A 23,969-nucleotide genomic window follows, 5' to 3' on the forward strand; every position below is an offset into this window, starting at 1 on the left:
TCAGCTAAGGCTATCAAAAACCAGGTAAGATGGTGGCGATTTATATATACTTCTCGCGGAGTAGTTGTGCTACCTTTTGCATACCTGTACTGGCTTTTTCTTCAAACCGATGTACGTTATCTCTTACACGCATACTAGGTAGGTTAGGGTCCACCACGAAAATTGGCGCATCAGAAGAGACATAGTCCACCAATCCGGCGGCAGGATAAACTATCAGAGATGTACCTACAACTAAAAAGATATCTGCCTGAAGAGTTTCCTCTATGGCTTTCTCCATCATTGGCACAGGTTCGCCAAACCACACAATATTCGGCCTGAGCTGAGAACCTCTTTCACATTTGTCACCTTTCTTCAGCTCCCATCCTTCTATAGGGTAGACCAGAGTCGGGTCTAAGGTGCTGCGGCTTTCAAATAACTTTCCGTGCAGGTGAATGACATTGGTAGAGCCAGCTCGCTCGTGCAAGTCATCTACGTTTTGGGTAATAATGCGCACGTCAAACTCTTTTTCCAGATCGGCCAGCGTTAGGTGGGCTGCGTTTGGCTCTACAGTATGTGCATTTTTACGGCGCTGGTTATAAAAGTCCAACACAAGCTCAGGGTTTCTGTGCCAGCCCTCAGGTGAGGCGACCTCCATTACATCATGGCCTTCCCAAAGACCGTCTGCGTCCCGGAATGTGGCAATACCGCTCTCTGCACTTATGCCTGCACCTGATAATACCACCAGTTTCTTCTTCATAAGTTTTATAGTTTATAGTAAGCTACTACTCCTGTAAAGTATATGCATTGCAGCTGTTAAAGTTACAGTAATAGCCTAAAGCACAACCCCAACACCAATGCTTGCTTATACTTTTAGAAAGCCGATACACTTACTATGCAAGCCATTATTTTTTGTGGAATTCAAGCCAGCGGGAAATCAACCTATTACCAAAGACATTTCTTTAACAGCCATGTGCGCATAAGTATGGATCTCCTGCGCACTCGTAACCGCGAGCGTCTGTTTCTGGAGGCTTGCCTGAAAAGCCAGATGAGATTTGTAGTTGACAATACTAACCCGACAAAAAATGATCGTGCAAAATATATCAGCATGGCACAACAGGCAAGGTATGAGGTAATAGGCTATTATTTTGAATCAACTTCCAGTGATGCTGTAAAGCGCAACAGCCAGCGCAGCGGGCGTTTTCTAGTACCTCTAAAGGGTATTTATGGTACAAACAAGAGGTTAGAGCCACCTGTACTGTCGGAAGGTTTTAGTAAGCTGTATATAGTCCGGCTACTGCCTTCCGGAGAGTATGATGTCAGGCTTGCAGATGGCAACGAAGACAAATGAGCGTGCACTCTGTTAAATTAAGTAGTAAACCTTGTACAGGGAATGTGCTACAATGTTATATTCGCTAAATTTTACCTGTATGATAAAGAGGAGCGAAAGACTGAACAATGTGTCTTATGACCTGTGCGGACCACTGTACGAGCGGGCAAAAGAACTTGAGAAACAGGGACACAAGGTTACAAAACTGAACATCGGTAACCCGGCACCTTTTGGTTTCCAGGCCCCACATGAGGTGGTGCAGCATGTTATCCGGAACCTAACGCATGCCCAAGGCTATTCAGACCATAAGGGGCTTGTGAGTGCCCGCGAGGCCGTAAAGCATCATTATGCAGCAAAGGGTATAAGCAGGATAAGTGCAGATGATATTTTCCTGGGCAATGGCCTTAGCGAACTGATTATGCACGCTGTGGAGGCATTGCTAAATGATGGAGATGAGGTGCTGATTCCGTCACCAGATTACCCACTCTGGACAGCTGCCGTGCGCTTTGCTGGCGGCAAGGCCGTTCATTATACCTGCGACGAAGAGTCTGACTGGAATCCAGATGTACAGGATATCCGAAACAAGCTAACCAGCCGCACAAAAGCTCTGGTGCTCATCAACCCAAACAACCCAACGGGTGCGGTATATGCCAAAGAACTGCTGCAGGAGCTGGTACAGTTAGCTGAGGAACATAACCTGGTTATTTTTTCTGACGAGATCTATGATAAGATCCTGTATGATGATACTGAATTCACCTCTGTAGCAACTCTGTCTGATACTGTGCTCTTTGTAACGTTCAGCGGTTTATCTAAGAACTACCTGGCTGCCGGTTTCAGGGCGGGCTGGATGCTGGTTAGCGGAGCAAAGCTAAAAGCCAAAGACTATCTTGATGGCTTAAATACCCTGGCAAGCCTGCGCGTATGCAGCAATGTGCCGGCACAGTTCGCGATTGAGGCAGCCTTAGAGGGACAGCAAAGTATACGTGAACTAACCAAACCAACAGGAAGGCTTGGGCAGCAACGGGCAATCTGCTATGAGAAGCTTACAGCCATACCAGGTATCACCTGTGTGAAGCCCAAAGGTGCCTTCTATATGTTCCCGAAGTTAGATACAGCAAAATTCGACGTAAAAAACGACCAACAGTTCGCGCTTGATCTGCTGTCGGAGCAACATGTGCTGCTAGTGCCCGGCTCAGGCTTTAATTATCAGCACCAGGATCACTTTAGAGTAGTATACCTCCCGGAGCCAGTAGAACTGAGCGATACGCTTGATAGAGTTCAGGTTTTTCTTCAGACCTATCAGCAACTTGAGTTAGAGAAGGCTTGAGTTGAGGAGTTAGAAGGTTAAGAAGTCAGAAGGTTAGAAAATAAGAAAGCCTCAGCAGATACATTTGCTGAGGCTTTCTTATTTGAGGATTATTGATAAACTCTGTAACTCCCAAACTCTTTAACTACAAAGTATACTTGCGGCCTTTGTTTTGCTCTTTCAGGTAGTCCATTAGCGGCTGGAAGTAATCTACCATGGCTCGGGCACTAAATTCTTCGCCTGTTTTGTCTTTCAGCATCTGGCGCCAATCTGCGGAGGCTCCTGGATACATGATGTCACGCAGGAAATTACCTACTTCTTTGCTGCCATAGTAATTGGTTGCGTGCGGGTCCTGCTTCAGAAAATTTTTAGCAATATGGTCGTGCAACTGGAACAGAATAACGTAGCTCATGGCATAGTCATAGTACTGTGCTGCATCGTCGTATATATGTGTTTTAGTGGCGGCATCCAGGTAGTTCTCGCCACGATCAGACGGTGGCACAATGCCTTGGTACTGCTTTTTGAGCTCCCACCAACGCTTGTTCAGCTGGTCTGCCGGTAAGCTCTTCGCATAGAAATCATGCTCCCACTCACTCATTACGCCCGAAGAAAAAGGTATGAACACCACATAGTTTAGCGCCTCCTTTAAAAGCGCCTGTACTTCGTCTGTTTGTGTGTTTTTATGGATCAGGTTGAGCTCAGCCAGGAAAGGCTTTTGCATAGCTGCCAAGCCCATCAATGAGCCAATACCTTCGTGATAAGCACGGTTAGCGCCTCCACGCAGCAGCACAGGTACATCAGGGTTAGTATAAGTCATGTAGTATTGACATTCCCACCGCTAAAGCAGGTTGGATTCTTGGGCTACCTGGCTACTGCGACCGTATATCTCCCAAGCTGAAACGGTCTGCCCGACCGCCTTATTTCTTATATTACTAGCTGCGTTCACATCCCGGTGCAGGGCATGTTTGCTGCAGCAAAGGTAACAGCCGGCAAGTGCAGGCGGTAGAACATAGGGTAAGATCGAACCCAGTAAAAGTGAAGGAATGCTGCACCACATCCAGGGCGTCTTTGCCCACATCGACGCCCAGGTTCTGACAGAGTAAATTCTTCATAACTGAAAGGGACTAAAGTGGACAAAAACATTCATCTTCCGGGCCTACACTCACTCATGCCTGCGGATGGGGCAGCCTCTAGGTACTGTCCAGGCTTTTAAGATGAAGAGAAAGGGAAGGGCTTGCTTGGGGGCGACATCATCAAAGTGTCTAGTGCAAGGGCTTTCTCCTTCCCTTTCTCTTAGCTTACGTTTAAGAGCTTGATAAAATTGCACATACGCTTATACTGCCAAAGATATGAGTGCCAGGGCTTTCTTTGGCATTTACTCGTAAATAAGCATTTACCCTATAACACAGAAGGAGGCGCTGTTATAGTGCCTCCTTCTGTGTTATACCTAGTCAGTTAAAACTATTCCTGTTCAGCCTCTTCAGGTAACTGCGCTTCCTGCAGTAGGTTCTCATCTATGGTTTTACTTGTTTTGGCTCCTAGCTCACGCAGTATTTCAACACGGCGGATTAAGTTGCCGCGCCCCTCCGTTAGCTTGTTCATAGCTGCATTATAAGAGCTTTGGCTGTTTTCAAGGTGCTTGCCTACAGTTTTCAAATCGTCTACAAAGCCCACAAACTTGTCGTATAGCTTACCGCTTTCCTCGGCTATTTTAAGCACATTGCGCTTCTGGTCTTCCTGTCGCCAAACACCGGCAACAGTGCGCAAGGTAGCCAAAAGGGTAGAGGTAGTTACCAGAACAATATTTTTATCAAAGGCATCTGTAAACAGATCGTGATCGTGCTGCACAGCCAGGTTAAAAGCCGGCTCTATCGGAATGTACATCAGCACAAAATCCGGTGAATTGATGCCATTCAAGCGATGGTAACTTTTACGACCTAGATCGGTATAATGGGTGCGTACAGAATTGATGTGGCTTCTCAGGTATACTTCCTGCTGGTGCTCGTCTTCGCAGCTGCAGAATGCCTCGTAGGCTACCAAAGACATTTTAGAGTCGATGATAAGGTGCTTGCCCTCTGGCAGCCGCACAATCACATCCGGGCGGTATACTTTACTTTCGTCGTTCTGGCGCACTTCTTCGCGCTCGTAATGCACCCCCTTACGCAAACCGGATTTTTCCAGCAGGCTTTCCAAGAGGTACTCACCCCAGTTACCCTGTGTCTTGCTTTCGCCCTTTAAGGCTTTGGTTAGGTTCACGGCATCCTGGCTCATCTGCTGATTCAGGGACGCAAGCTGGGTGATCTGCTCTTTCAGGGAGATACTATCCTTAAGGCTCTTCTCATACGTCTGCTCCACCTTGGTTTCAAATTCCTTGATGCGTTCTTTAAGCGGTGAAAGTATACGCTCCAGGTTCTCAGAAGAAGCCTTGTTGAAGTGCTCAGCATTAGTCATAAGCACCTGGTTTGAGATGCTCTGGAACTGCTGCAGAAATTTTTCGCGTAGCTGCTCCAGTTCACGCCCTTGCTCCTGCAGGCGAGCTTTCAGGTGCTCGTAGTCTGTTTCTGTTTTAGTAAGGGCATTTGTAAGGTCAAGCGTTTCTGTTTGTGCTTCCCGCAGCTGTGCCTTTAACTGCTCCAATTCCTGAGCTTTCTGCCTTGCCTGCCCCTCAAGTACCCCTTGCGTAACAGCTGCCTGATTGGCAACTTGCTGCAGGGCATTTAGTTTCCCCTTCAGCGCCAGGAAGGCAATCACTAATCCTCCCAAAAATGCTGCAATGCCTACAATGATCTCCATAGGAGTAAAGGTAAAGTTTTTTAGTATGGCAGCAAACGTATTTGCTAATGAAATTAGTTTTTTCAGCTATACGCTAAAATAAAGCCGCCATACTGGCAAAAGGTATGGCGGCTTTTAGTGTTTCGCAACAGCACATCTTTGGTATTTGCAGCAAGGCCTATCGCACAAAACTGACTTTATACTTTCTTCCTTTTATCTTAGCCTCATTCAGCTTGCGTACAGTTTGATTGGCAAACTCTTCTGGTATGGCTACAAAGCTATGCCGGTCCTGAATCTCAATCTTGCCTATTGCGGAAGCCTTCAGACCGACTTCCGCAATCAGTACACCTACAATATCCCGTGGACTTAATTTATCTTTTCGGCCTCCACTTATGTGCAATGTTGTGAACGTTGGTGTATAGGAGCTGGCCGAGGTATCAGCTGCTGTAAGTCTATTCAACTCAAGCCATTCATTTACCTGAACATCAGGCCACTGCTCTAGTTTACTAACTTCTCTGGCACTTAGAAGAGAATAAACTGTTCCAGATTTACCTGCCCGTCCGGTTCTGCCGCTTCGGTGCAGGTAGGCATCCTCATGTTGCGGTAGCTCATAATGAACGATCTGTTGTAGCACGTCGATGTCTAGTCCGCGGGCTGCAAGATCTGTGGCTACCAATACGGCAACTGTGCCATTACGGAAAAGCGTCATCGTTTTGTCCCGCTCCCGCTGATCAAGCTTGCCATGTAGAGCCCTGGCAGCAAAGCCCTGCTCTTGCAGTTGTTGTGCCACTTCTTCTGTAGTAAGGCGCGCATTCACAAAGACTACTGTTCCGGCAGAGTCTATACTTTGTAAGAGTCGTACCAGCGCCTTAGGCTTTTCCGGCTCCTGTACCTTTATGCCATAGTAAGTTATTCGCTCTGGCACGGCAGCTGCGGTAGCCTGCACAAACCTGGGGTCTTGCAACGAGTCTGCAATCAACTGCTTTACATCTTCTTCCATAGTGGCAGAGAAAAGTATCGTTTGCCGCTTGCCGGGAAGAGCTTTCATGACTTTATCCAGTTCCTCTTCAAATCCCATCTCCAACAGCTTGTCTGCCTCATCCAGCACAATCTTAGTGGTTTTGCTAAGGTTTAAGGCCTTACGGCCGAGGTGATCGGTTAAACGCCCAGGTGTGCCTATAAGCACCTGTGGGGGATGCTCTAATGAAGCTTCTTCTACTTTGTAAGAATGGCCACCGTAAAATGCACTTATCTTCAGGTTTGGTATATACCGAGCGTATTGTTTCAGTTCCTGCCTTACCTGCACTGCCAGTTCCCGTGTGGGTACCACTACCAAAGCCTGCACCTGCTGCAGATTAGGATCTACACCTTGTAAGAGAGGTAAACCAAAGGCTGCTGTTTTACCACTGCCTGTTTCTGCCTGCCCAGCAACATCAGCGCCCTGCAGTAACAGGGGAATTGCCTGCTCCTGAATAGGAGTTGGCGAAGAATATTGCAGTGCCTCCAGCGCCTGAAGCAGGGCTTGATTAAGTTTTAATTGCTGAAAAGTAGCCATGGTATGTTTGTACGTATGCTGCAAAGGTACGGCAATTCTTCTAGTATCAGGCTTTACCAAGGCTGCCCATGTATAGATAAACCTTAATTCTATAAAACTTAAACAGGCGCAACATCAGTAGTAAGAGTATGGAGAACAAGTACAGTAAGCTGCAGCATTACACGCTGGTGCTTCTTTTCGGTATTTTGTTGGTATTTGTATTGGTAGAGGCAAGGGAGTTTTTGTATCCTGTCTTTATGGCTATACTTTTTTCTTACCTGCTTTACCCTGTGGAGAATATGCTGGAAGGGTGGGGCCTGCCACGTATCCTGGCAAACTTTATAATTGTAATAGCAGCTATGGCGCTGTTTGTTGGGGCGCTTATACTGCTCTACAAGCAGCTGACTTCATTTATGGGAGACTTTCCGAGCCTACAGGAGGAGGCTATGAAAAACCTGGACCGCCTACAACATAGTATTGATGAACACTTTGGATCTACCAGCCCGGATAATGAGCACTGGTTGCAGATGCAGGTAAGCAATGCCTTAGAGTTCAGTGGCAATTTTCTTCGTGATATCTTAATGGCAACAACTGGTACTGTAGCGAAAATTGGTTTGATGCCGGTATACATCTTCCTGATACTCTATTACCGAAACAAATTTGAGAACTTTATTTACCGCCAGTTGCCACCTGCCAGACACCCTAGGGCAAAGCAGATAATCGATGAAATTTCCAATGTTACCAAGCATTACATGGCTGGAGTGGTGATCGTCATCCTTATACTTTGTGTGCTCAACTCAACAGGCTTGTATCTGATAGGAGTGGAGTACGCTTTGCTCCTGGGTATCATTTCTGCGTTCATCAACTTTATACCATACTTTGGTACACTTATCGGTGGTGCAGTGCCCCTGCTTTATACGCTAATGGTGCAGGGCGACCCAAATAAAGCACTCATGGTACTGATCTTTTTTCTGGCTGTGCAGTTTACAGAAAACAACATCCTCACGCCGAACATCACCGGGAGCAAGGTAAATATAAACCCGCTTTTCACCATCTTGAGCATTATTGTTGGCGGAATGATTTGGGGACTACCAGGCATGTTTCTAGCAGTCCCATATTTGGGTATGTTTAAGGTGTACTGCAACTACAATGAAAGCCTTTCTGGTTGGTCGTACATGCTGGGTACAGAAGGCACTGAGGAGCACGCACTGACCTTAGGCAAGATTAAACGCGCATTAGGGTTAGGTAAAGAAAACTAAGAGGATGCTCCCTTCTAATACTACTCTTCGTACTAGTGTGTTTCATCTATACTTTTGAGAATTTACGAGTAAATGCCAAAGAAAGCCCTCGCACTCATATCTTTGGCAGTATAAGCGTAAGTTCAATTTTATCAGGCTCTTAAACGTAAGCTAACAGAAAGGGAAGGAGAAAGCCCTTGCACTAGACACTTTGATGATGTCGCCCCCAAGGAATCCCTTCCCTTTCTCTTCTTCTTAAAAGCCTGGACAGTACCTAGAGGCTGCCCCATCCGCAGGCATGACCTCGTATCAGACGTGAGTGTAGGCCCGGAAGATGAATGTTTTTTGTCCACTTTAGTCCCTTTCAGCTATGAAGAATTTACTCTGTCAGAACCTGGGCGTCGATGTGAGCAAAGACGCCCTGGAGGTGGTCCTCTCCACCCTGGACATGGAGCGGCGGGTGAAGGTGAAAGCCTCCCGAAAATTCACCAACACCCCCACAGGCTTCAAGCAGCTGCAGCGCTGGCTGGAGGGCAAGCGCGCAGCGGACGTGGAGCTGCGCCTGCTCATGGAGGCCACGGGCGTGTACTACGAGCAGCTGGCCTGGTTCCTCTACCACGAGGGCTACCAGGTCTCGGTGGTGCTGCCCACCAAGGCCAAGCGCTACCTGCAGGCCCTGGGAAACAAGAGCAAGAACGACAGGATCGATGCCAGGGGCCTGGCGCAGATGGGCCTGGAGCAGCTCCTGGAGCTCTGGCAGCCCTTGTCGAAAAACATCTACCGGCTGCGCCTGCTGACCCGCCAGCTGGAGGACTTCTCCAACCAGCGCACCGTGTGCCTGAACCAGCTCCATGCCCTGCATCACGGTGCGCTGGTGGTCAAGCAGGTGGAGCGAAACCTCCAGAAGCTGGTCGGCACCCTGGACAAGAGCCTCCAGGAGCTGGAGGAGGCTATTGGGGAGCTGCTCTACCAGGATCCGCTGCTGGCTGAGCGGGTGGAGAAGATGCGCTCGGTCAAGGGGGTGGGGCTCAAGACGGTGGCCGTGCTCCTGGCCGAGACCAACGGCTTTGCCACCTTCGAGCGGCAGGGCCAGCTGGTCAGCTACGCCGGCTATGACGTGGTGGAGCACCAGTCGGGCCAGCGCTCGGGCAGAAGCAGAATATCAAAGAAAGGCAACGCCCACATCCGGCGGGCCATGCACCTGCCGGCCTTTACAGTAGTACGTTATAAAGAGCCTGTCTTTACTGCCCTCTACGAGCGGCTCGTGAAAAGGGGCAAGACCAAGATGCAGGCGTATGTGGCCGTGCAGCGCAAGCTGCTGATCCTGCTCTGGACGCTGTGGCGCAAGAATGAAGCCTATGATCCACGTTATGGGCAGCAGCCAGCGGAACCCAAAAATAACATCCAAATCCAGGAGGCCGGAGCCTCTCTTTCAGGTGTCAGCGCAGCTGACAAAGACGCAATAACGCAGGAAACGCAGCCAGAAACAGCAGAAAAAGAAATAGCCCCAGCTCAGGCCAGGGCTACGCAAGATGAACTTCCAGTACCAGTCGGCCCGGGAGCTCTCTTTCAGGTAGAGTGAAGATAAGAAACAAATAAGAAAAATGCAACCAAAATCCTTGACTTTGAAGACAGTACCTTGGGGCTTTAGCCAAGGGATGAATTTGGTTTTCTTTTTGAACCACTCGATGTGGTGCAGCATCCCTTCACTTTTGCTGGGTTCGATTTTACCCTATGTTCTACCGCCTGCACTTGCCGGCTGTTACCTTTGCTGCAGCAAACATGCCCTGCACCGGGCAAGGCGCCAAAAGCAGCCGTGAACCAGATCAAGACATACCGCTTCCGACTCAAACCCACCAGGGCGCAGGCACAGGTTTTCACTCAGTGGCTCGGTTCGTGCCGGTATGTCTACAACCTGTGTCTGGCCTACAAGAAACACCTCTGGACCAACTATCAAATCTCCGTATCGAAGAACCAGATGCAGCAAGAACTTGCAGCCATTGCCAAGGAGGTCGGGTGGATTGGCTGTGTTCACTCACAAACTTTACAGGAGGTGACAGATAGATTGTTCAGGTCCTACGATGGATTCTTTAAGCAAGGCAATGGATTCCCCAGGTTCGCCAAACGTAGCCTGTACAGGTCATTCACATTTAAACAGGGGGTGAAGCTGCACCAGAACACTTGTAAAATTCAACTACCTAAGATCGGCAAGGTCAAGTACCGCAAGTCACAGGATGTGCAGGGGGTTATCAGGACAGCCAGCGTTGTCAAGGAAGCCGATGGGTGGTATGTGACGCTGTGTTGCCAGGTGGATATTGAGCGACTACCACAGATAAGCAATGTGGTAGGCTTGGATGTCGGTATAAAATCCTTCGTTGTCACGTCTGATGGTGTTGTTGTAGACAATCCTAAACACCTATACCGCTACCAATACCAGCTAAGGAGAGCGCAACGTGCTGTATCAAGGAAGAAGAAAGGTGGCAGTAACAGGCGCAAGGCTGCCGCAAAGCTGGCCAGGCTGCACCTGAAAGTCAGGAATACCCGCAAGGACTTCCACCACCAGCTGACCACGCAACTCATTCGCGAAAGCCAAGCGATTGTCGTTGAGAACCTGCAAGTGCAGCATATGGTCAAAAACCACAAGTTAGCCAAATCAATATCGGACGCTGGATGGTATCAGTTTGTGCAGATGCTGGAATACAAGTCCTGAGTGGTATGGTCGGGAGTTTCACAGAGTAGCCCCCAACCATACCTCCCAGGACTGCTGGGTTTGTGGTTGGCGTAACACCGACCTGCAGCTATCAGACAGGTATTGGACCCAGAGCTAACGGACACGTCTTGGACAGGGATGTGAACGCAGCTAGAAATATAAGAAATAAGGCGGTCGGGCAGACCGTTTCAGCTTGGGAGATATACAAGGACAATGGTTCGGTAGCCCAAGAATCCTACTGCCTTTAGGCGTGGGAGTGTCAACACTTTGTTAGCTAGCCTACAGTTTTCAGGCCTGCTGCAGGTTCTGGAATATCTGCTATTGCTACAGCATGTTTTTCTTGTGCTTTCAAGCCAAAAGGAACCCGCAGCCAGTTTACCTGCATGATCACATACTTTATCAGCACAAAGCAGATCAAAAAGGTAATCAGGCTTATGAAGGTAAATTTGAGCCCGATACTCCAGTTCAGCTCACGCAGGTAGAACCCTAAGGCTACTATAATTGTCTGGTGCAGGATGTAGAAGGGATAAACCATTTCATTTGCCTGTGCGAGGTATTGGCTTCTTCTATTCAGGTGCTGCATGGCAAAACCGAGTATAGCCATTAACCAAAACCAGCGGTTGCTTTGCTTCAGCACATAGTATACATCCAATTCTAATCCTGCAATATCTACATCTTGCAGCCAGTAAAAAGCATAGAGTACAGACACAAAGACAACAGCGGCTGCCAGGCTGTACCAGCGGACCTGCCTCACTTTTTCCTGTAGTGAAGGGAGCTTCATCAGTAAAAAGCCAATCAGAAAAACTGTGATGTATAGAAAATGGTTTGCCCAATCGTTTACCAGCGCATTGGTAGCAGGAAAGCGCTCGTTCAGGAGTACACCACCTAAGCTAAGCCATAGCGCTGGCAGTACCAGTACCATCCAGCTCTTGATTCCTTCTGCACTAATACTGACACGACGGATGTACATTAGCGCAGGTATAAGAAGCAAGCTATAACAGAAGATGTAGGTCAGGTACCACAGGTGATGCCAGCTGAAGTTGCCCTCCGGATAGGGCACAAGCTCAAAAATAGAAGGATAGAAGCTAAAGTAACTGGAGACAGTGCCTTGCACAACACGCTCAAAATATACTTGTGGCGGCACCACAAGCAGCATACCAATTACCAACGGAAGCAGTATCCGTTTCACACGATCTTTGGCAAAAGTGCCAGCGCTGCGGTAGCCCATAGCAAAGTATACCCCAACACCCGAGACTAAGAATATTAGGGACATGCGCCACTGACTGAGGAACATCATGGGCCATTCCATGGTCTCGCTGAGCTCAGGGTTTTTAACATGCCAGTCCCAGCTGACAAAGTACATGCCTGTGTGGTAGAAGATGAGCAGTGAAAAGGCCAGCACGCGTAGCCAGTCGAACTCATAACGTCTGATTTTAACTTGTTTTTCCATAGCGTTTCGTTTTAAACAAACATCGCTCTAAATAGCCGCAAAAGAAGAATCTGCCGGTAAGAACGAGGTGCTAACTTATAGGGAAGTACTAAACAGCACCAGGAACAGCCATTTTTCGGTACTGACCCGGGGTTTGCCCTGTCTGTTTTTTGAAGGCAGCACTAAAAGCAGATTTAGAAAGATAGCCTACCTGCTCCGCCACTTCCTCAACTTTCATGTGCTGTTGGCTTGGGTCTGATAAGATTGTTTTAGCCTCTTGTATGCGTAGCTCAGCCAGGTACTCAAAAAAGCTTTTGCCCAGACACTCATTAAGACTCTGGGAAAGGTAGTGTGGCGAAGTATGCAGCTGTTTAGCTAAAGCCGGAAGAGAGGCAGATGGCTGTACGAAAAACTTATCAATCTCCGCATTTCTCAACTTCCGCAGCAGATCCTGTTTAGCCTCACTACTCAGCGCCGATTTCTCATACTTCACCTGTACTACCGGCTGGAAAAAGTTTGAACCCGTCAGCAGCCGGTAGGAGATAAAGAATAACTGCAGTACTACAAAAGCAGCCAGAAAATGGTCGCCCAAGTCATCTTTGAAAGTGAGCTTTACAAAAAGAAATATTGCAAGCGTGGCAGCATAAAAGTACAGTAGCTGCTTTGTCCAGGTGTAGAAGTAGGCGTTGGGAGCGTCTGCTACTTTAAATTTCTTTAATAGCAAGAATCCTAGCAGCATATACACAGCTATGTGTGTGAGTGTCAGCTCATTGATGTACCGTACTAGGTAAAGAGGATCAGGATTGATTATGTAATTACCAGCAATATGCTCTGCCTCCGGAAAATAAGCACCTAAATAGGCATTATACTTTACATCAACCGGTTGCACCATAAAAAGCAGGTGATAAATAAAGTAAAGACCGAATGCCAGCAAGTGCACCCAAAGCTTATTGTTCCAGTTTCTGCCAGTCAGGCTTCTCAACAACAGAAAACAAAGCGGACCAATAGCAAAGTTGAGCGGCTCTGAAAAGTCTACTATAGGCAGCATGCGGAACATCAGCCCTGTGTAGCATAAGAATATCTCCAGAACCACACTTGCAAAAGTAAATACCAACCCGGCTAATAACAGATGGTGGTAAGGCTGCCGGTGGGGGCGTTTGGCTAGGAACAAAAGTGACAGGAAATACCCCTGCACCACACCTGCCAAAAGTATGGCTGCATATAAATCAAACCTTAAAAAAGTCTCTGATAGGGGCATAGTATTTTCTTTGTACCTATGTTTAAGGCTCTAAAACTATGAAAATTCTTTAAAGATGTATATCCATCATATACTTATTCCAGATACACAAAAGCAAAAAAGCCCAGACCTAGAAGATCCGGGCTTTTACCTTAATCAAACACTATAAAATCATTTACTATGGGCGACCACCCCAGTTGCCACGGCCTTGGCCACTGTTCGGGTCTTCCGGCGCTTGTCCGGTAAACTTTTTAAGGTTGTAAGTAAAGGTGAGCATGAAGTAGCGCTGTAGCACTGAAGACTGTACATCCTCTACATAGTCTGATGCGATATTACGTTGTATGCTTAGGTTCTGCTTTAGCAGGTCGTTTACACTAAGGCTAATCTCACCCTGCTGATTTTTGAAGACTTTCTTGCCTAAGCTCATGTTCCAAAGCACATAGCTGTTATCCACGCCTTCAGAAAGGCCAGAGTTATACTGATGGTTTAGCTCTGTGCGGTACACCAGTCCTTTCCAGAAAATCGTGTTAAGGCGAAGGTTTGTACTATGGTTGTAGTAGTTGTTGTTTTGTGTGGTGCGCAGCGTATTCTCTACCAAGTTATAGCTACCAGTGGTAGATATGTTAAAATCTACCTTCTCACTAATGTTACTGCTCAGGTTCAAGCCCACTCTGAAGTTCGTGTTGTTTGCGTAGTTAATCAGCTCGTCGATCATACCAGGTGTTCTGGAGTAGCCTACTGAACCGTTCACGTTAAAGTTAGAGCTGATGATGTTGAGTGGCTGACCATAGTTAAAGAATGAGCGAACGCTCCAGTATCCATCCAGGTTTACCGGGCGGTAGAAACGTGCACCAGATTGTCTGTTATAGCTCTCTGGCAGCTCAAACGGTATATCTTTGGTGTAAATGCTGTTTGCTATGTAATTCTGCGTCATGGTACCGAAAATGCCCATGAAGAAAACTTTGTTAGTCTCCTGATTAAAGCTACGGAAACGCATAAACAGCCTGTTCTGATACTCCTGGTCCAGACGCGGATTACCTATACTTGGGTTCAGTGGGTTAGAAATGTCCAGCACGTTCTGCAGTTGCTCTACCGAAGGCACTTCGGTGCTGGTACGGTAGTTAATTCTTAAGTTGGTAGACTTAGAGAACTTATACTCATACTCCGCCGACGGAAGCACATTGTTGAAGCTTCTTTTCAGGCTGTAGTTTTCCGGAAATTCGCTTTGGCTTTGCAGCGTAGCATACTGGTACCTGGCGTTTACCTGCAGGCTAGACTTCTCTGACCTGTATTGGTAGCTAGGGCCAAAGCTCTGTGCCAGGTAATTACTCTGGAAGGTATTGCTAAGAGGAACATTAAAGTCGCTGTAGGTACCTTCGCCTTCTGCATAGTCATAGGTTCTTTTGTCGGAGTCGTTGTCCTGATTCCTGATGTTGTACTCCAACTGCAGGCGCGATTTCTCTCCCAGTCGCTGAGAATAATCAAGGTTACCAGACCACGCGAAGTTAGTCCTATCGAGGTTAATGTATTGGTTACGGCTTACGTTACGCTCTGAATCAATTAGGTTCTGCGTGTTCTCCAATTGGTAAGTATCACCATCGGTGTTATTGTAACTGGTGTTAATCTCTGTTGTCAGGATTCGTCCGGAATCTCCAAAACGGTGTGAATACAGTATGTTGTTGCTAAAGTTAAGGCTTGCATTATCAGCGTTGTTTGAGTTAAGCGAGTTACTGATCACGTCGCTATCAGCTATAGTGCTGGCATTACGATCCGTCAGGCTTTCTCTTCGCTCTAAGGTCAAACGCGGTGTTATAAGTAATCTGTTGTTTTCATTGATGTTGTACTGCAGCCTGAAATTCAGACGGTGGCTTTCTGTAATGTCTTTATTAATGCTATTTTCGGTGTAGGTTGTATCACTGTTTACAAAATCGCGGAATCGGTACTGGTTGTTAACTACATCGCGGTTAGAGTAGTCGTAGTTACCACCTACAACCATTTTCTTTCCCCAGTTGTCATTGTAGTTCAAGCCAAAATTGTTTGTGTTGATGATACCGTTTGGAGAGGCACCACCCCAGCCTCTGCGGCCACGCATACCCCCACCAGGTGTTTCCCCGATAGAGAAGTCGAACATGTTAATGTTGTTTGTTAAACCTGTGGCAGTGATGCGGCGGTCTCCGTTAAAGTAGTTCACGCTGGCGCCTACCATATATCGCTCATCAGTACCGTAGCCAGCAGATGCCTTGCCTATATAGCCTTGGCGCTTGTCTTTCTTCGTTACAAAATTGAGTGTTTTTATCCTGTTGCCATCGTCGAAGCCACTAAAGGCTGCTCTGTCGCTCTGCCCATCAAATACCTGTACACTTTCAACCATATCAGCTGACAGATTACGAACAGCAGAATTTACATCCTCGCCTGTATAGCGTTTTCCATCAATCATAACCTGCTGCACATCTTCACCTTGTGCTTGTATCTTGCCGTCCTGCACTGTCACACCTGGCATTTTTGTTACCAGGTCTTCGGCGCTGGCATCAGGAGCAGTCTTGAAGGCTTTCGCATTAAATTGAGAAGTATCTCCTTTCTGCTCGCCAAGCGGTGCTCGACCAATGATTTGTACTTCCTTTATGGCTGTGGCACCATCCTGCAAAAGCAGTGGCCCTAAGTTTACAGGAGAGCCGCTTACCTGAAAGGTGCGGGTAAAATTCTGAAAGCCCAGGTAGTTTATTTCTAAAGTGTATTGACCATTGGCTACCCGGTCGAAGCGGAAGTGGCCTTCGGCATCTGTGGCTGTTACCGATTTGGTGGCGTCAGCAACACGTGTCAGTACCACATTGGCAGCCGGAAGCGATGTTTTGTCGCTGCTGCTCTGCACTACTCCTGTGACTGTTGTCGTTTGAGCAAATGCCTGCGCTACTGCTACAAGCATTACAAGGATTGTAAAAAGCCTCTTCATGTTTTGGTTGTGAAGTCATATAGTATGTCGAGTGTTTAGACATAGGCTTTTTATAATGGTTTAAGTCACAAGCAAAATATTAGCATAAAATTTTTAAGATAATATTATCTGATAATGAATGTAAATACCCGAAACATTATCCGAAACAGCAGGTTACTTTTATGCCCGTATACGTATAAAGAGCAGCTACAGAAATTCTGACATGGCTGGCTTTCTGAGGTCATACTTTGCCATCTGCTTTATCCGTTTGTAGCAACAAATCCATACTTTAAGATTTAAAACATTTGTCTGCCCTAAGTGTCATATCTGCTTTTGTAAAGCGTAGGCTTGTACAGCCTGTTTCTAACCTGCTGCGGCAGGGTATGACACCCCGTAGCTTATCGGCTACGGTTGCTGTGGGCAGTGTAATAGGAGTGGTGCCTGCTATTGGTATTACTACCATTCTTAGCACTGCTGTTGCGGCAAGGTTCAGGCTGAATATTGCCGCAACAGTACTGGTAAGTTATCTGGTGCAGCCCCTGCAGTTTTTACTGGCCATACCTTTTATCAGGTTAGGCATTACCATTTTTGGGCTAGGGGAGTTACGCTTGACTTTGCCTGAAATGCAGGACATGTTCAGGAAAGACTGGGTAGATGCCATTAGTAAATTATGGATGGCAAACTTGGCAGGCATTGCAGCCTGGGCTATGTTGTCTGTTCCGTTGGGTGCAGCACTGTACTACATACTTTTACCTATTTTCCGGCGAGTGCTTCCTAAGCCAAAGTTGGTAGTAGTGGATGCTCCTGCTGCTACTGCAGAAGTATAAGTAGAAATCAGAACTTAAGTATAGTCTTTCCTTTCTGTGAAGATCATCTATAAATAAGAAGGCCAGCTTCTAGATTAGAGGCTGGCCTTCTTATTATTTACAGTTTCAGACGCTTAGGTGGTTTCTAAGATCTTGAACAGCTCGTCAAGCTTCGGAGTCAGGATGATTTCTGTACGGCGGTTCTTCTGGCGGGCTTCTTTGGTCTTCGCCTCATCCAATGGCACATACTTCGATCTACCTGAAGGTGTTACTCTTGTTGGGTCTACGCCAGCATTTGCCAAGATACGAGTGATTTCTGTGGCACGGAGTACGCTCAGGTCCCAGTTGTCCTGCATCCCTACAGTTCCTCTTGCTATCGGCACATCATCTGTGTGGCCCTCTACCAATACGTTAACATCCTGCTGCTCTTTCAGTACAGACGCCAGCTTACGCAGGGCATCAACACCTTTAGGGTCTACTTTGGTAGAGCCAGAGTTGAATAGCAGCTGCTCTGCCAGGGATACGTATACTTTACCGTTACGAACATCAATGGTCAGGTCCTTATCGTTAAAGCCAAGCAGGGCCTTGCTAACGCGGTTGCGCAGGTTAGTTACAGCAGCATCTTTCTCATCCAGAATTCGCTGCAGCTCTGCCAGTCTCGCCTCACGAGCTTTCAGGTCAGCGTTCAGGCGCTCGATCTGAGACTTGCTCATGTTCAGGTTCTCACCCAAGGTTTTACCTTCTTTCAGAGCTTTTGCAAGGCTTTCCTCATATTCACGCTTCTGTTGCTCCAGTTGCGCACGCTCTTCTTCGAGGCTTGCTTTAGCAGCTTCCAGATCAGCTTTCTGTTGCTCTAGTGTAGACTTTTCCTGCTGAAGCCCAGCTTTATCTACTTCCAGCGCGTTTTTACGAGCCATCAGGTCATCGTACTTCTTCTTAGAAACTACACACGACGAAAGCGACATGCTGCCAGCCAACAGAATAACTGAGGCTTTAAATAGATGTTTCTTCATATACTTAAGCTAAAAGTTTATTGCAAGGTTGTTAAGCAAATATAAGGAAAAACCGTAGACTGCATCCTTCTGTACAAGCTGTTTGGAGCCAGACAAAGGATTTCCTTTATAAATCTAAATCATTCAAGCTTAGATTATAGCAGTGCTAAAGCAGCTGTTTTTACTCAAGAATAGTTACTTGCAGTAAGCTTTTAGCACCCTCAGGCGAGTTCTTCGCTTTTTGTGTTGCTTGCAGCTTCCCAGCCAATCATCGCCATTTTGCGTTCGCTACCCCATCTGTATTCACCTATCCCGCCTACACTTTTGATTACCCTATGGCAGGGAATCAAAAAAGCAATAGGGTTGCTGCCAATAGCTGTTCCCACGGCCCGACCTGCTGTAGGGTGGTTTATCTGCCGGGCCAGGCTTGCATAGGAGCTAAGATGACCCTCCGGGATACGCAACAGTGCTTCCCATACTTTAAGCTGAAAAGGAGTCCCGCTTAGGTGCAGTTTAATTGGCTTTATATCCGGAGAGAGTGCATTATCAAAAAACGCCTTTACCTGCCGATGGGCGTCTACTTCCTGCTGGGAGATTATAGCTCTGGGCCAGACCTGCTGCAGCTCCTCTACCGCCTGAACCTCATCCTGGTAAAAGTGCAGGTAGCATATACCTACATCAGTAGAGGCTACTATGTACTTACCAAACTGGCAGGTACCAAAGCTATACCTCAGCAGCATCTGCTCACCCTGACTTTTGTACTGCCCTGGAGTCATGCCCTCTATGCTTATAAAAAGATCATGCAGACGGCTAGTACCGGAGAGGCCGGAGCTGTAAGCTGCTTCTAACACTGAAGCGCTCTGCTCTAATACCGCTTTAGCATGGTGCAGCGTTAGGTACTGCAGAAACTTTTTCGGACTTACGCCTGCCCACTCCGTAAACACCCGCTGCAGGTGGTGTGGGCTAAGACTTACCTGTGCTGCCACCTCATCCAGGCTGGGCTGAAGCCGGGCTTGTTGCCTTATATAGGCTAAAGCCTTTGCTATTGTCTCATAGTGATTCATGAAGGCAATTACTTAAAACAGCGCAATACTATCAACCCGATTCTTGCGGATTTTCTGACCTCCCCTAAAAGAAAAAATCCCCGGCCGGTAGGGCTGGGGATCTACTTTAGTTTGCTGTGCCTTCTGCTGAGGAGGCGTTGAAAAAGCCTTTCGGATCCGGCATCTGCGCTACCAACTCCATTATGTAGCCATAGTCGATTACAGACATATTGATGTTACGGCTCTTGTGCAGGTAATCCCATGCTTCTCCGTACTGCTTCTCGTAATATTTTACAACAGAGAGATTATAGAGCGCATACGCGTTAGATGAATCGGCAGAAGTTGCAGTATTTAGGTATGAGGAAGCCTTCTTCAGGTTCTTTTTCTTCTTCTTCTCTTTATAGACTGCCAAGTATGAAGAGGCCGCATCAGATAAAAGCAGCGAGTTTTTAGGATCCAAGGCAATGGCTTTCTCATACATGTCTACAGCAGTTTGATGGTCGCCTCTTGCTGAGGTAACTAAGCCAAATGCCCAGTAGGTATCTTTGTTGTCCGGGTTCAGCAGCCAAGCAAGGTTAAAGCGGTACATGGCAGTATCAACCTGTCCTTCGTTCAGATACTCCCAACCGCGTTCTAAAAAGAACTTACTTGCTTCCTTGCGGTCTCTGAAGTTCTTATCACAGCTTGTCAGGAACTTCTCATCCTGTTTTTGCTCTGCCTCTGTTTTTTGTTTCCCGCCAAACATAGGCAGTACTCTTGGGCTTAACTCTGCTGTTGCCTCTTGAGCCAAGCTTAGCGTGGTGGCACAGAAAAAGGCCAGCGCAGCTACTAATATTCTTTTCATAAAAAGGAGGTATTACGTACTATTCTTATCATGTTACCGGCCACTCCAGGACCAGGTATTGCTCAATCTTAAAGAATAAATGTAGCATAGTTACTTAATACTTGCAAGTTACTGTGCCTGCTGTTGTACATAAACACCCTGCGGGTCGCTTTCTTTCTCCAAAAGGGCTGAAATGAAGGTTCTATCTTCCTTATTCTTATCGTGTCTGATGCTTTGATGCAGGTAATCCCAGGCTTGCCCAAAATCAAGCAAGTAGTAACTGTTCACGGCCAGTTTGTAGTATGTATCAGCTGCATGGTCGGGGTTCAATTGCAGGGCACGCTCCAGTAGCTTTTTGCTTTGCTGCAGATCCTCCGGATTGCTGCGCTGGTAAAAGCGTGCCAGATGTGTGGTAGCTACATCAGTAAGCAGGCGCGGATTCTCCTTGTCCTTATCAAGTGCTCGGTAAAGTATATAAAGGGCCTTATCGTATTCTTCCTGTTGTCCATACACTAAGCCGTACCCCCAGTAAATACTGTTATTGCTTCTGTCCATTAACCAGGCACGGTTAAAGAAGATCATAGCCGAATCGAGCTTTTGCTCATTAAAAGTTCTTTTTGCCTGCAGCACGTAATACTCGCTGGCTAGCTGACGGCTTTTAAATCTATCCACGTTTTCTTGGAGAAACTTGTTCTGCTTAGCTACAGCCTCCGGTGTGGCTGGTGCCATAGGCGGAATTACCTCCTGCATTGTTAGCCTTGGTTGCTGTGGCTGCTGCTCTTCGGTGATGGCGTTTTGTGTGTTGCAACTGCTCAATCCTATAGCTACTACAGCTGCCGCTGCCTTCCACTGTCGCATGTTGTTTTATTCTTGTTTGGCTTAGTAACGCTTGGCTGTTGGCTTTAGTGCAAACCTGTGGCAGAGAGAGGATCGTAAAACTATTCCATGACAATTGGCGTTTTATTTCAGACAACTTTCGTATATTTGAAAGTATAAGCAATTAATGCCATGGGACAAGCCTTAAGCGTAGATAGTAGCCTGAGCTACAAACTAATAGATGATAAAGATGTATTTATGCTCATCAGCACGGTGCGCGAAGGTATAAAGTATGCCCTTTTTCAGAGCATTGCCGATAAGATACCTTTTAGCGTAAACGAGTGGTCAAACTTTCTGCACCTGTCAGAGCGTACTTTTCAGCGTTACAAAAAAGAGAAGCGCACATTCGACCCGCTACACTCTGAAAAGATTTTGGAGATAACACTGGTGTACAACAAGGGGATAGAGGTGTTTGGAGACAAGGCCAACTTCGATGCCTGGTTAGAAGCTAAAAATGTAGCCTTGGGAGGTCTTAAGCCCAAAGAATTGTTGGATAGCACCTTTGGTATTGGCCTGCTGCGTGACGAGCTCACGCGCATAGAGCACGGCGTGCTGGCATGATAGTGTACCGCCTCAGCAGAGGGCCATACCGAAATGACCTATCGGGCAAGGGAGCGGAGTTAGCAGGAGGTCGCTGGAACAGCAAAGGCACAGCCATACTTTATACCAGCGAGTCCATAGCACTATGCACTGTAGAGATAGCCGTACACATGCCACTGGGCATCGTACCGCGGGATTACCACCTGGTGCGGATACAGTTCCCGGATACGGCAAGTATAAAAGAATTTGCTGAAGATGAATTGCCTGAAGATTGGAAGTCCTTTCCGCATGCCAACAGCACACAGGAGTTAGGTGATGCCTTTGTGCAGGAGGCAGAGCACCTTGTTTTAAAGGTACCGTCTGCCACCGTACAAGGAAACTTTAACTACCTCCTGAACCCCCGCCACCCAGACTTCCGGCAGGTAACTGTTGTAGATACCGTACCATTTGATTTTGATAAACGGCTATTTGTAAAGTAGCCTCAAATAAAAGAGCCGCACCAGTTAAATTAGGTGCGGCTCTTTTATTTAATGTTATGGCTGTTCTAAGGAGCTATGTTATATACATTGTTCGACTTATTACTATCAGGAACATAAGTACCGCCTAACTCCAGCTTTTTCGCTTGTTTCTGTGCTGAAAAGCTTAGGACAACCGTACGGTTTCCTTTTTCCCACACCGATACATTACGCTGGATTTTTTCGGTAGAACCATCCGCATAAGTAACAAATAACTCTACCGGCACAGGCTTAGAGCCAACAGCTTCAACGGCAACTTCATACTTGCCATTCTGCTGCTTTACGTCTTTTATAGCCAGGTCAGGATATCCATCTTCGAAGAACCAGCGCTGCCAGAACCAGTTAAGGTTGCGGCCGGAGCCAGTGTTCATAGCATTAAAGAAGTCGTATGGCTGCGGGTGCTTTCCGTTCCATTGTTCAATGTAGAAGTGCAGTGCCTTTGTAAACAGTTTATCACCCAGCAAATCCTTCACATACAAATAACCCAAAGCAGGCTTAGGATAAGAGTTCAGGAACATGGTGGTGCCATTTTGCTGTGTTGTAAGCGTGCTGATTGGCAGGTCTATCTCTGTGCCAGCCAATGCTCCATAAGGAGCTACGCCATAATCATCCACAATGCTTGGGTCTATGATAGGTGTCACAATCCATTCTCCAATAGTTGCCCAGCCTTCGTCCATCCAGCCATACTTGGTTTCGTTGGTGCCCATGTAGAAAGGAAACATCGTATGGAAGATTTCATGATCTGTCAGCATAATCACATCTGCACGGTCCTCCAGTGGGTTATCATTTACCATCATGGGGTATTCCATCTGGTCCAAGCCATCAAAAACGCTGATGTGGCTGTAAGGGAAAGGCCATTTAGGGAAAGTATAGCTCATCGCCTCCACGGTTTTGCGCCCAAAGCTGGCTACTTCCTCAAAATCTTTGTGCTGCGGGTTATAAGCCACATCCACGCGTGTACGGCGTTTTGTTTTAGGGTCAACCACTAAACTGGTTGCTTGCCACAGATAATGGTCGCTGGTGGCAAAGGCAAAATCTACAACGTTTTTGGCATCGAACTTCCAGGTGTTGCTAGCCTGCTGTGCGGTAATGTTACCTTGCTTCAGGTCTGTAGAATCTACTACATAGATTATCGCGTCTTTCTTGCCAGCCTGCTCCAGTCGCTTTGCGTATTTTTTCTGCAATACTTCTTTTGCATTTACCAGATCACCAGTGGCCCATACTATAAAATCTTTTGGAACTGTAATCTCTGTATGGAAATTGCTGAAGTCGTTATAGAATTCTTGCGCACCATTGTAAGGGATGCGGTTCCAGCCATCTATATCATCATACACGGCAACTCTCGGGAAAAAATAAGCAATAAAGGCAGCGCCTTCTTCATTAACCTGTCCCGTTCGGTTATGGGAGCCTTCGTTCAAAGTATAGCTATAGGCAATGGAGATGTTTACTTTACCTTTAGGAGCCAAAGGCTGGATGCGCACGGGCACGGGTAAATTAGTGCCGTCCACGCGAAGTTTACTCAGATCTTCTGCCTGGTTATTTATGCTTAACTTCGAAAGTTGTACACCATCCGTTACATCTGTTGGAGCTATACTTCTGGCACGGGCGGCGCCTTTCTGATAAAAGTTGGGGTAAAGCTTAAACAGGATCTGCTTAAGCGTATCAGGGCTGTTGTTGGTATACGTAATGTCTACAGTGCCACTTAACAAGCGAGTATCAGGGTTGTAGCTTACTTTAATGTTGTAATCAGCCGCATTCTGCCAATAGTTTTTACCTGGTCGCCCGTCGGCAGAGCGAGTGCCTTTAGCATAAGCCTGCTCTATGTTGCGTGGCATTTGCAAATCCTGTGCAAAGGTGCCCAAGCTAGTGACAAGCAGAGCAGCAGTTAAAAAAGGTTTTAAGTTTAGCATAAT

22 protein-coding genes are annotated in these 23,969 nt (G+C 47.0%); 9 read left to right on the forward strand and 13 right to left on the reverse strand.

Going from position 1 to position 23,969, the window contains the following annotated elements; translation table 11 throughout:
* Positions 1–40 precede the first annotated feature (40 nt).
* Positions 41–736, reverse strand: a complete 696-nt coding sequence (locus tag PKOR_RS18010) for an SIR2 family NAD-dependent protein deacylase (protein WP_046312508.1) — start codon at positions 734–736, stop codon at positions 41–43.
* Between the two features lie 135 nt (positions 737–871).
* Between PKOR_RS18010 and PKOR_RS18015 the strand changes: the two genes are divergently transcribed.
* Together PKOR_RS18015 and PKOR_RS18020 are read left to right on the forward strand one after the other, a co-directional pair.
* Entirely contained in the window at positions 872–1,327 is a 456-nt protein-coding gene (locus tag PKOR_RS18015; RefSeq protein WP_046312509.1) for an AAA family ATPase, read from the forward strand.
* A 79-nt stretch (positions 1,328–1,406) separates the two neighbouring features.
* A complete protein-coding gene (locus PKOR_RS18020) occupies positions 1,407–2,633 on the forward strand; it encodes a pyridoxal phosphate-dependent aminotransferase (protein WP_046312510.1) in 1,227 nt (408 codons plus the stop codon).
* A 124-nt stretch (positions 2,634–2,757) separates the two neighbouring features.
* On the opposite strand, the gene PKOR_RS18025 is transcribed toward PKOR_RS18020, so the two are convergent.
* From PKOR_RS18025 to PKOR_RS18035, 4 genes are all read right to left on the reverse strand, one after another.
* Positions 2,758–3,429 (reverse strand): M2 family metallopeptidase, encoded by a 672-nt coding sequence (locus PKOR_RS18025; protein ID WP_235336716.1) that lies wholly within the window; start codon positions 3,427–3,429, stop codon positions 2,758–2,760.
* A gap of 115 nt (positions 3,430–3,544) precedes the next feature.
* Positions 3,545–3,724 carry a hypothetical protein gene (locus PKOR_RS24835; RefSeq protein WP_148561740.1) on the reverse strand — a complete coding sequence of 60 codons (180 nt, stop codon included), beginning with the start codon at positions 3,722–3,724 and terminating at the stop codon, positions 3,545–3,547.
* A 349-nt stretch (positions 3,725–4,073) separates the two neighbouring features.
* Positions 4,074–5,405 (reverse strand): DNA recombination protein RmuC, encoded by a 1,332-nt coding sequence (locus tag PKOR_RS18030; protein ID WP_046312511.1) that lies wholly within the window; start codon positions 5,403–5,405, stop codon positions 4,074–4,076.
* A gap of 157 nt (positions 5,406–5,562) precedes the next feature.
* The gene (locus PKOR_RS18035) at positions 5,563–6,939 is read right to left on the reverse strand and encodes a DEAD/DEAH box helicase (RefSeq protein ID WP_046314630.1); all 1,377 of its coding nucleotides are present in this window, start codon (positions 6,937–6,939) and stop codon (positions 5,563–5,565) included.
* A 128-nt stretch (positions 6,940–7,067) separates the two neighbouring features.
* Between PKOR_RS18035 and PKOR_RS24160 the strand changes: the two genes are divergently transcribed.
* From PKOR_RS24160 to PKOR_RS26145, 4 genes are all read left to right on the forward strand, one after another.
* A complete protein-coding gene (locus tag PKOR_RS24160; RefSeq protein WP_046312512.1) occupies positions 7,068–8,177 on the forward strand; it encodes an AI-2E family transporter in 1,110 nt (369 codons plus the stop codon).
* 349 nt (positions 8,178–8,526) lie between these two features.
* Positions 8,527–9,738: an IS110 family RNA-guided transposase gene (locus PKOR_RS18045; RefSeq protein WP_052738940.1), complete on the forward strand. Its 1,212-nt coding sequence runs from the start codon at positions 8,527–8,529 to the stop codon at positions 9,736–9,738.
* 108 nt (positions 9,739–9,846) lie between these two features.
* Positions 9,847–10,866 (forward strand): RNA-guided endonuclease InsQ/TnpB family protein, encoded by a 1,020-nt coding sequence (locus tag PKOR_RS18050; RefSeq protein ID WP_084694833.1) that lies wholly within the window; start codon positions 9,847–9,849, stop codon positions 10,864–10,866.
* Positions 10,838–10,984 (forward strand): zinc ribbon domain-containing protein, encoded by a 147-nt coding sequence (locus tag PKOR_RS26145; protein ID WP_158453797.1) that lies wholly within the window; start codon positions 10,838–10,840, stop codon positions 10,982–10,984. The genes PKOR_RS18050 and PKOR_RS26145 overlap by 29 nt, the downstream gene beginning before the upstream one ends.
* Before the next feature lie 156 nt (positions 10,985–11,140).
* Here PKOR_RS26145 and PKOR_RS18055 read toward each other — a convergent pair whose 3' ends face one another.
* The 3 genes from PKOR_RS18055 to PKOR_RS18065 form a co-directional block, all read right to left on the reverse strand.
* Entirely contained in the window at positions 11,141–12,316 is a 1,176-nt protein-coding gene (locus tag PKOR_RS18055) for an acyltransferase family protein (RefSeq protein WP_052738942.1), read from the reverse strand.
* 88 nt (positions 12,317–12,404) lie between these two features.
* Entirely contained in the window at positions 12,405–13,553 is a 1,149-nt protein-coding gene (locus PKOR_RS18060; protein ID WP_046312513.1) for a helix-turn-helix domain-containing protein, read from the reverse strand.
* A 157-nt stretch (positions 13,554–13,710) separates the two neighbouring features.
* Positions 13,711–16,482: a TonB-dependent receptor domain-containing protein gene (locus PKOR_RS18065; protein ID WP_046312514.1), complete on the reverse strand. Its 2,772-nt coding sequence runs from the start codon at positions 16,480–16,482 to the stop codon at positions 13,711–13,713.
* A gap of 284 nt (positions 16,483–16,766) precedes the next feature.
* Between PKOR_RS18065 and PKOR_RS18070 the strand changes: the two genes are divergently transcribed.
* Positions 16,767–17,288 (forward strand): DUF2062 domain-containing protein, encoded by a 522-nt coding sequence (locus PKOR_RS18070; RefSeq protein ID WP_046312515.1) that lies wholly within the window; start codon positions 16,767–16,769, stop codon positions 17,286–17,288.
* A 113-nt stretch (positions 17,289–17,401) separates the two neighbouring features.
* On the opposite strand, the gene PKOR_RS18075 is transcribed toward PKOR_RS18070, so the two are convergent.
* The 4 genes from PKOR_RS18075 to PKOR_RS18090 all read right to left on the reverse strand — a co-directional run bounded on the left by PKOR_RS18075 (position 17,402) and on the right by PKOR_RS18090 (position 20,983).
* Complete coding sequence (locus PKOR_RS18075) at positions 17,402–18,280, reverse strand: OmpA/MotB family protein (RefSeq protein ID WP_046312516.1); 879 nt, start codon at positions 18,278–18,280, stop codon at positions 17,402–17,404.
* 200 nt (positions 18,281–18,480) lie between these two features.
* Entirely contained in the window at positions 18,481–19,323 is an 843-nt protein-coding gene (locus PKOR_RS18080) for a bifunctional transcriptional activator/DNA repair enzyme AdaA (RefSeq protein ID WP_046312517.1), read from the reverse strand.
* 106 nt (positions 19,324–19,429) lie between these two features.
* The gene (locus tag PKOR_RS18085; RefSeq protein ID WP_046312518.1) at positions 19,430–20,146 is read right to left on the reverse strand and encodes a tetratricopeptide repeat protein; all 717 of its coding nucleotides are present in this window, start codon (positions 20,144–20,146) and stop codon (positions 19,430–19,432) included.
* 108 nt (positions 20,147–20,254) lie between these two features.
* Positions 20,255–20,983, reverse strand: coding sequence for a tetratricopeptide repeat protein (locus PKOR_RS18090; protein WP_046312519.1), 729 nt, complete (start codon positions 20,981–20,983; stop codon positions 20,255–20,257).
* 150 nt (positions 20,984–21,133) lie between these two features.
* Between PKOR_RS18090 and parS the strand changes: the two genes are divergently transcribed.
* Both parS and PKOR_RS18100 read left to right on the forward strand, forming a co-directional pair.
* Positions 21,134–21,562 (forward strand): type II RES/Xre toxin-antitoxin system antitoxin, encoded by a 429-nt coding sequence (gene parS, locus PKOR_RS18095; protein ID WP_046312520.1) that lies wholly within the window; start codon positions 21,134–21,136, stop codon positions 21,560–21,562.
* Complete coding sequence (locus PKOR_RS18100; RefSeq protein WP_046312521.1) at positions 21,559–22,020, forward strand: RES family NAD+ phosphorylase; 462 nt, start codon at positions 21,559–21,561, stop codon at positions 22,018–22,020. The genes parS and PKOR_RS18100 overlap by 4 nt, the downstream gene beginning before the upstream one ends.
* 65 nt (positions 22,021–22,085) lie before the next feature.
* Here the strand turns inward: PKOR_RS18100 and PKOR_RS18105 are convergent, their stop codons facing one another.
* Positions 22,086–23,966: a M1 family metallopeptidase gene (locus PKOR_RS18105; RefSeq protein ID WP_046312522.1), complete on the reverse strand. Its 1,881-nt coding sequence runs from the start codon at positions 23,964–23,966 to the stop codon at positions 22,086–22,088.
* Positions 23,967–23,969: the final 3 nt, after the last annotated feature.

This window comes from Pontibacter korlensis (genome assembly GCF_000973725.1).
GTDB classification, from domain to species: Bacteria; Bacteroidota; Bacteroidia; order Cytophagales; family Hymenobacteraceae; genus Pontibacter; species Pontibacter korlensis.

Excerpts from the sequence above, each read along its gene's own strand:
- parS (WP_046312520.1), top strand. The coding sequence starts at position 21,134 with ATGGGACAAGCCTTAAGCGTAGATAGTAGCCTGAGCTACAAACTAATA.
- PKOR_RS18080 (WP_046312517.1), bottom strand. The coding sequence starts at position 19,323 with ATGAATCACTATGAGACAATAGCAAAGGCTTTAGCCTATATAAGGCAA.
- PKOR_RS18030 (WP_046312511.1), bottom strand. The coding sequence starts at position 5,405 with ATGGAGATCATTGTAGGCATTGCAGCATTTTTGGGAGGATTAGTGATT.
- PKOR_RS18015 (WP_046312509.1), top strand. The coding sequence starts at position 872 with ATGCAAGCCATTATTTTTTGTGGAATTCAAGCCAGCGGGAAATCAACC.
- PKOR_RS18045 (WP_052738940.1), top strand. The coding sequence starts at position 8,527 with ATGAAGAATTTACTCTGTCAGAACCTGGGCGTCGATGTGAGCAAAGAC.
- PKOR_RS18010 (WP_046312508.1), bottom strand. The coding sequence starts at position 736 with ATGAAGAAGAAACTGGTGGTATTATCAGGTGCAGGCATAAGTGCAGAG.
- PKOR_RS18025 (WP_235336716.1), bottom strand. The coding sequence starts at position 3,429 with ATGACTTATACTAACCCTGATGTACCTGTGCTGCTGCGTGGAGGCGCT.
- PKOR_RS18100 (WP_046312521.1), top strand. The coding sequence starts at position 21,559 with ATGATAGTGTACCGCCTCAGCAGAGGGCCATACCGAAATGACCTATCG.
- PKOR_RS18035 (WP_046314630.1), bottom strand. The coding sequence starts at position 6,939 with ATGGCTACTTTTCAGCAATTAAAACTTAATCAAGCCCTGCTTCAGGCG.
- PKOR_RS18060 (WP_046312513.1), bottom strand. The coding sequence starts at position 13,553 with ATGCCCCTATCAGAGACTTTTTTAAGGTTTGATTTATATGCAGCCATA.
- PKOR_RS18085 (WP_046312518.1), bottom strand. The coding sequence starts at position 20,146 with ATGAAAAGAATATTAGTAGCTGCGCTGGCCTTTTTCTGTGCCACCACG.
- PKOR_RS18055 (WP_052738942.1), bottom strand. The coding sequence starts at position 12,316 with ATGGAAAAACAAGTTAAAATCAGACGTTATGAGTTCGACTGGCTACGC.
- PKOR_RS24160 (WP_046312512.1), top strand. The coding sequence starts at position 7,068 with ATGGAGAACAAGTACAGTAAGCTGCAGCATTACACGCTGGTGCTTCTT.
- PKOR_RS18105 (WP_046312522.1), bottom strand. The coding sequence starts at position 23,966 with ATGCTAAACTTAAAACCTTTTTTAACTGCTGCTCTGCTTGTCACTAGC.
- PKOR_RS24835 (WP_148561740.1), bottom strand. The coding sequence starts at position 3,724 with ATGAAGAATTTACTCTGTCAGAACCTGGGCGTCGATGTGGGCAAAGAC.
- PKOR_RS18065 (WP_046312514.1), bottom strand. The coding sequence starts at position 16,482 with ATGAAGAGGCTTTTTACAATCCTTGTAATGCTTGTAGCAGTAGCGCAG.
- PKOR_RS18075 (WP_046312516.1), bottom strand. The coding sequence starts at position 18,280 with ATGAAGAAACATCTATTTAAAGCCTCAGTTATTCTGTTGGCTGGCAGC.
- PKOR_RS18020 (WP_046312510.1), top strand. The coding sequence starts at position 1,407 with ATGATAAAGAGGAGCGAAAGACTGAACAATGTGTCTTATGACCTGTGC.
- PKOR_RS18090 (WP_046312519.1), bottom strand. The coding sequence starts at position 20,983 with ATGCGACAGTGGAAGGCAGCGGCAGCTGTAGTAGCTATAGGATTGAGC.